The organism is Pseudomaricurvus sp., assembly GCF_965662505.1.
In the GTDB taxonomy this organism is placed as follows: domain Bacteria; phylum Pseudomonadota; class Gammaproteobacteria; order Pseudomonadales; family Cellvibrionaceae; genus Pseudomaricurvus.
On record NZ_CBFIHX010000148.1, the window covers coordinates 1 to 6,789 of the forward strand.

A 6,789-nucleotide genomic window follows, 5' to 3' on the forward strand; every position below is an offset into this window, starting at 1 on the left:
TTCTGGTTGGCAGTAGTAGCGGTGCTGGTGGCAGTTACGCCTTATGTTTTGCGACTGTCTGGATGGTTTTTTGAAAATGATGACCCGTGGTTGCTGCCGGCACTGTTTGGTTTACAGGCGGTATACGCAACCAGTGGCATTGCGTCCGCGACGCTGGTGCACGCTATGATTGGAGATGTCATCGATGAAAGCAGTCTTCGTACCGGACGGCGCGCCGAAGGTCTTTTTTATGCGGCTAACAGTTTTATGCAGAAATGCGTGTCCGGTTTGGGAGTGCTGGTTGCAGGTTTATTGTTAGCTGCTGTAAATATGCCGGAGGGCGCCAGTCCTGGCGAGCTGGATCCCGCAATTATTCGAAGCCTGGTGTTGATCTATATTCCATCTATCACGGTGTTGTATATCGTTGGGGCCAGTATGCTGGCTTATTATCGCATCGACCGGGCCAGTCATGAGGCGAATGTGGCGGAACTCAGACTTCGGGAAGAGCAGCGCTGATGGCAGAGGTGGATCGCGAAGCGCAGTACGCGGATTTCGTTCAGGATAATCTGAAAAGAAATTACCTCGCTAATTTTGTCCACGGCATGCTGGGGATGACCGGTTTTCGGCTTATCTATGCACCGACCATTGTTCCAGCCTATCTGTACTTGTTGAGTGGTTCACCTTTTTTAGTGGGACTGGGGATGGCGTTGTTGCAAGTTGGTGCCGTGTTTTCCCCAGTCATGGGCGCATCGTGGATTGAGCATCGTACTCGAGTGTTACCCACAGCAGTATTTGTCGGTGTAATGATGCGTGTACAGATTTTGGCGCTGGCATTGGTGGGTTGGTGGTTGGTGGAGCGGCCCCTGTTGTGGGCTACGTTTGCCATCTTGTTTTTACTGGGCTTTTTTAATGGGGCTCAGCGGGTCATTTTTCAGTTTTTGATGGCCAAGGTCGTTCCTATTGAGAGGCGGGGAAGTTTGCAGGCCTGGCGTAACCTCGCGGGTGGTGCGGTGGCGGCTGTGCTGGCCTATTGGGCGGGTGTGTCTGTCATCGATACCAATATGTGGGGTAATGGCTTCGGTACAACCTTTCTGTTGGCTTTAATTCTTACCAGCCTGGGTTTACTGATGTTGTGTGTGCTGTTACGGGAGCCTGAATTGCCTTCGGTTCGTGGGCGCATATCCCTGCGACGCAGAGTGCGCCAGTTTCCAGGTTTGTTACAAAACACCAGTTACCGTAATTTTTTGATCGCCCAGATCCTGGCTGCTGCGGGTCGAATAGCGGTACCATTTTGTATTGTCTATGCCGGTCAGGTCATGGCGTTGGATGGTAAGGCGCTCGGTCTGCTGTCGCTGGCGTTTCTGGGTGCTGATACGCTCTCAAATTTGCTCTGGGGAAGACTGGGGGATCGCTGTGGTTTCAGGTTGGTGCTTATGTGGTCAGTGGCGATATGGTTTCTGGCCTTGTTGTGTATTTTGATGGCCGACGCTCGTTGGCAGTTCTTATTGGGATTTGTCGGGCTTGGGGCGGCTCTGTCCGGGTACTTAATGAGTACCACAACCATGGTGCTGGAGTTTGGCGAGAGAGAGGATGTGCCGATGCGTCTGGCCTTGTCATCCTCTGCGGAAACGGCGATGGCTGTGGTGGGGCCTTTGCTGGGCGGGTTGGCGGCATCAGTTACAGGGCTGGTGCCTGTATTTGTGGTTTCAATGTTGTGTCTTGGTTTGTCATTTCTCGTGCTGGTATTTTGGGTGTGTGATCCCCGGCATTCCAAATCAGAATGACGGCAATGTACTTTTGGTTTGAAGTGATTGTTAAGGTTCTGACAGTAGAAATAAAGTATTTCTAAATGGGTTAATAAAACAGGCCTCGGGTAAGGGCGGAGGCGTAAAGCTCAACGGCCTGTTCGGGGCTCAGTTCATTAAGATGTTGGCGCAGATCGTAGGCGGCGTTAAGCATGTAGATAATGACTTGGGCGGTGAGTAGTGGGTCAATAGGGCGCAGGCTACCATCGGTGATTCCGTCAATCAGAAAACTGGAAAATCGCTGGGCATAGCGATCGGTGCGCAGTTGAATATCGGTTCGCAGTTCTCTGGGGAGTGGTTGCCAGGCGGTGGGTTTCAGCAGAGGAAATTCCGAGCTGAGCTGAATGTTCAGCAAAGTGGCCAATACAGATGACAGCTTGTGCCAGTAATTGCCCTTGATGGCAGAGGCGTCGCGCTGAATCAGCGTGATGCGGTGGTAGCTGTGGCGAAAGCACTCGCGAACCAAATCATCTTTTGTGGGGAGGTGATGGTAGAAGCTGCCTTTGGTGACATTGAGCTCGGAGGAGATACGCTCTACCGAAGCGCCACGATAACCCAGTTCATTGATCAGACTGGTGGCAGCCCGTAAAAACTGATCAGGGATGCCATCCTGACCACTGTCGAGTTCAGCTTCGTTCTGAGTCAGCAGTTGCGGCTGCCAGACTTGTTGATTCTCTGGTAACAGGCCTTGTTCAAATAGTTCGAACAAGCGCTGTTGTACCCGGGGGAAATCGCTAATCGAGTAGGGCACCGACCAGGCGGGTAACCATAGCATGGTGTTCAGCAGAATATGAGCGCGTGCGGAGTAGAGGAATTGATCCTGTGCGTTTTTGGGTTTGGGGAAAAAGGCTTCAACACCGTCAAAGAGTTTGTAATAGCGGGAAAGCAATTGCGTTTGATGAGGATCTTCCAGGGCTCTTAGGTCTGTCAGGGCTGCCAGCGGTGAGGTTCTTCTCAGGCGAATATCTGCGCGAAGTTCGCAGTGAACCTGAATGAATAGCTTGACCCTGGCTCGAGGATCGGGAGCCTGGCTGGCTTGTTCGATGAGACCTTCAAGTGCTGTGAGGGAGCGTTCCAGCGCGGCAGCGGCCAGCTGCTCTTTACGCTTGAAGTAATAGGTGACGCTGGTGGTGTTCAGGCCTACCAGCTTCGCCACTTCGACGAAGGTCATGCCCTTGATGCCCACCTGATTGATAAGTTCTGCTGCAGCGTCCAGGATGAGTTCACGTTTTTTATGAAACTTCTGAGTGGTTTTGCCGGAAGCTGTGTTTTTGACAGAAGGGCTGGTCATAATAGTGACAGTGTCTCTTGAGTTACTTGTCGGGTTTGCTGGTTGAAAAGTCTCTGCGAGCCGGCTGCAGCTCAGAAAATTTGATAGAGATTGTAAACGCTCAGGATTGAATTGTGTAATTTATGAACCGTTTATGTGATTTCACGAGTCCTATTAGTGACTAGCCTTCCCGAGATTCCCCTGCCTCGCCTATCAGGCGAGGCAAAACCTTTCTTAGATTGCTTTTTGTAAGCTCCTTTTTTCTACGTATCCTTTTCTACGTTTCCCTTTACTACGATCCTTTTTCTGCACTGACCTTTCTTCGATCTCCTTTCTCTATAGCCACCCTTTCTGCGTTCACTCAGGTAATTTCAGTGCCCGATCTCTTATAGGTCAATCCTATTAAAACGGTCGGCAGTAACGATTTTAACAATCGAGGCTGTTTTCCTACTATAGATCCCGTCAACGAGATTTGTGAATTCAACGGTTCACAGGACTCAACAACCCGATCATTAACTGTAAGGAAAATACTATGTCTCGCTCTCTTATCAATACTGAAGTTAAACCTTTTAACGCTACGGCTTACCACAATGGCGACTTTATCAGCGTTAGCGATGCTGATCTGAAAGGCAAGTGGTCTGTGGTGTTCTTCTACCCAGCTGACTTTACGTTTGTTTGTCCGACTGAACTGGGTGATCTGGCGGACAACTACGCCGAGCTGCAACAGCGTGGTGTTGAAGTGTACTCCGTATCCACCGATACCCACTTCACTCACAAAGCCTGGCACGACTCGTCCGACACCATTGGCAAAATTCAGTACCCAATGATCGGAGATCCAACCGGTCAGATCACCCGCAACTTTGAGGTGATGATTGAAGAAGATGGTCTGGCGGAGCGCGGTACTTTTGTCATCGATCCAGAAGGCAAAATTCAGATCGTAGAAATTAATGCCGGTGGTATTGGTCGCGACGCAGGCGAACTGCTGCGCAAGATCAAAGCGGCACAGTATGTTGCTGCTAACCCTGGTGAAGTTTGCCCGGCCAAGTGGAAAGAGGGTGAAGAGACCTTGGCTCCTTCCCTGGATCTGGTTGGCAAAATCTAACTGTTGATTATTGGCTTGTACTTAGATTAGCCGATGCAAGGCCCCCCGTAGCGGGGGCCGTTCTAACGGCACAGTAATCAACGATCAGACGGAATATGGAGTAACAGCATGTTAGACAATACCCTCAAACAACAATTGGACGCTTACTTAAACAATCTGGTTAAACCGATTCACATTACTGTGTCCACAGACGATAGCCCCAAATCTCAGGAAATGGTGGCACTGGCAGAAGATATTGCTGGCTTGTCTGAAAAGATTTCTTTAACGATCAATGACAAGGCCGACGCTGGAAATGTGGTCCGGGCACCATTGTTGGCAATTGCCCCACAGGGGGAGGAGGCGCGTGTTGAATTCGCCGGTCTACCCATGGGACACGAATTTACCTCACTGGTATTGGCGTTGCTGCAAGCGGGCGGTCACCCATCCAGGGCCAGTGCAGAGCAATTGGCTCAGATTACTGAGTTGGAAGGAGAGTTCACCTTTGAAACCTACATTTCCCTCAGTTGCCAAAACTGTCCTGATGTTGTGCAGGCGTTGAATCTGACCGCTGTACTGAATCCCAACGTACGCAACACCATGATTGATGGTGCGCTGTTTCAGGCGGAAGTGGCTGAGCGCAATATTATGGCGGTGCCTTCGGTGTACCTGAATGGCGAGCCGTTTGGTTCAGGCCGTATGACGTTGGATGAAATCCTGAACAAAGTGGATAGCAATGCGGGAGAGCGTCAGGCAGCAGCACTGGCGGAAAAAGATCCCTATGAAGTTCTGATCGTGGGCGGTGGTCCAGCAGGTGCTTCGGCAGCCATCTACTCTGCACGCAAAGGCACCCGTACCGGGGTCATCGCCGAGCGCTTTGGCGGTCAGGTGATGGACACAGTTGCGATTGAGAACTTCATCTCTGTCTCGGCAACCGAAGGACCCAAACTGGTGGCCAATTTGGAACAGCACGTTATGGACTACGATGTGGACGTGATGAAAACCCAGAAAGCCGTCGAGTTACGAAAAACTGATGGCGTGGTCGACGTCACCTTGGAAAACGGCGCTACCTTAAAATCCAAATCCGTCATCCTGGCAACCGGTGCACGCTGGAGAGAAATGAATGTGCCCGGTGAACAGGAATACCGCGGCAAAGGAGTAGCCTACTGCCCGCACTGCGATGGCCCTCTCTTTAAAGGCAAGAAGGTGGCGGTGATCGGCGGTGGTAACTCCGGTATCGAGGCGGCTATTGATTTGGCGGGTATCGTGGAGCATGTCACCGTACTGGAATTTGCGGATACTTTGCGGGCCGATGACGTCCTGCAGCGTAAGGCACGCTCCATGAATAACATTGACATCATCACCGAAGCCATGAGCACAGAAGTGCTGGGCGATGGCCAGCGAGTGACCGGTTTGAACTACACCGATCGCGCAACAGGCGCAGAAAAATCGGTCGAATTGGCGGGTATCTTTGTCCAAATCGGTCTGGTGCCTAATACCGATTGGCTGAAAGGTGTGGTGGATCTAAATGAGCGCGGTGAAGTGATTGTCGACAGTCGTGGCGAGACCAGTGTCCCTGGTGTCTTTGCTGCCGGTGATGTGACAGATTGCGCCTACAAGCAGATCATTATCTCCATGGGCTCAGGTGCGACAGCGGCTTTATCTGCGTTTGATCATTTGATTCGCTTGCCTGCTGAAGAAGAGGTTGATGTCTCTGCGGGGCAGGAGCAAGCCGCCTGACAGATTTCCCCATACCACTTTCTAGACCGTTTCTTTTGCCCCTGCATCTTTCGACAGATGCAGGGTTTTTTGGATATGGCGCCTGTTACTTCTAAGGTGCTTCTATAGTGCTTTTAAAGTTGTATCTGTTCTTCAGTGCAAGGGGGCGGGAGTCATTTTTCAATGGTTGACCAGAGCAAGTTCAGTGAATAAATCAGAGGGATATTCGTTGAAATATTTGGTATGGTAGCTCTTTGAATGTGGATAATCGCGCCATTTTTTGACTAAGCTTCGTCGAATTTGAAAGCGGCCAGGAATGCTAATCGCGGTAAGGAATAGAGGTAGCGTTAGGGAATGAAGGGATGAGTTTGAACGGGAAAGCTGCTTTTAAGCTAAATATAAAGAGACTATTTATTCCTGGCTTCAGTCGAGCGGTCTGGTCGGGAGTTTTGTTGTTGTGTGCCATTACGATGACGGGGTCAGCTCAAGCTGTTGAAAATCATGCCTTGGAGCAAATCACCCTGAAAGATGGCCTCAGCCAAAGCACAGTCTTTTCAGTAGAGCAGGATAGTACCGGCTTTATGTGGTTCGGAACCCGAAATGGTCTTAACCGTTTCGACGGTTACGGGTTTCGCAAATATTATACTCAGGATGGTATGCCCAGCAGCTTTATTTGGAGCATGCTGCGCGATGGCGACAGTCTGTGGTTGGGAACGCAGGGTGGAGGTTTGGTTCAGAGGCTCGCTAATGGTGATTATGCCAGCTTCCCCCAATCAGATGTTTCACAGTTGTCGTCCACAGAAGGCAATTATTCTGCTGTGCCTAAGGTCGTTGTGGATATTCAGCACAGTCGTAAGGGAGGCTTGTGGTTAGCGACCGAGGATAAGGGGCTGCAATATTATGACAAGAAAACAGGTCAATACACGGCCTATAATAAT

General features: G+C 50.6%; 6 protein-coding genes. 5 read left to right on the forward strand and 1 reads right to left on the reverse strand.

Translation table 11 applies throughout. The features are described from left to right. Both ACTG33_RS15170 and ACTG33_RS15175 read left to right on the forward strand, forming a co-directional pair. A partial coding sequence (locus ACTG33_RS15170) for an MFS transporter (protein WP_439136067.1) occupies positions 1 to 495 on the forward strand: 495 nt, incomplete at its 5' end. Next, entirely contained in the window at positions 495 to 1,763 is a 1,269-nt protein-coding gene (locus tag ACTG33_RS15175) for an MFS transporter (RefSeq protein ID WP_439136068.1), read from the forward strand. The genes ACTG33_RS15170 and ACTG33_RS15175, both read left to right, overlap by 1 nt. Before the next feature lie 70 nt (positions 1,764 to 1,833). Here the strand turns inward: ACTG33_RS15175 and ACTG33_RS15180 are convergent, their stop codons facing one another. Continuing rightward, on the reverse strand, positions 1,834 to 3,075 hold the full coding sequence (locus tag ACTG33_RS15180) for a TetR/AcrR family transcriptional regulator (protein WP_439136069.1): 1,242 nt from the start codon (positions 3,073 to 3,075) through the stop codon (positions 1,834 to 1,836). A 511-nt stretch (positions 3,076 to 3,586) separates the two neighbouring features. Here ACTG33_RS15180 and ahpC point away from each other — a divergent pair. The 3 genes from ahpC to ACTG33_RS15195 form a co-directional block, all read left to right on the forward strand. After that, positions 3,587 to 4,156 (forward strand): alkyl hydroperoxide reductase subunit C, encoded by a 570-nt coding sequence (gene ahpC, locus ACTG33_RS15185; RefSeq protein ID WP_439136070.1) that lies wholly within the window; start codon positions 3,587 to 3,589, stop codon positions 4,154 to 4,156. Positions 4,157 to 4,264: 108 nt separating this feature from the next. Next, on the forward strand, positions 4,265 to 5,872 hold the full coding sequence (ahpF, locus tag ACTG33_RS15190; RefSeq protein WP_439136071.1) for an alkyl hydroperoxide reductase subunit F: 1,608 nt from the start codon (positions 4,265 to 4,267) through the stop codon (positions 5,870 to 5,872). A gap of 449 nt (positions 5,873 to 6,321) precedes the next feature. After that, the coding region (locus tag ACTG33_RS15195; RefSeq protein ID WP_439136072.1) for a ligand-binding sensor domain-containing protein at positions 6,322 to 6,789 on the forward strand (468 nt) is incomplete at its 3' end.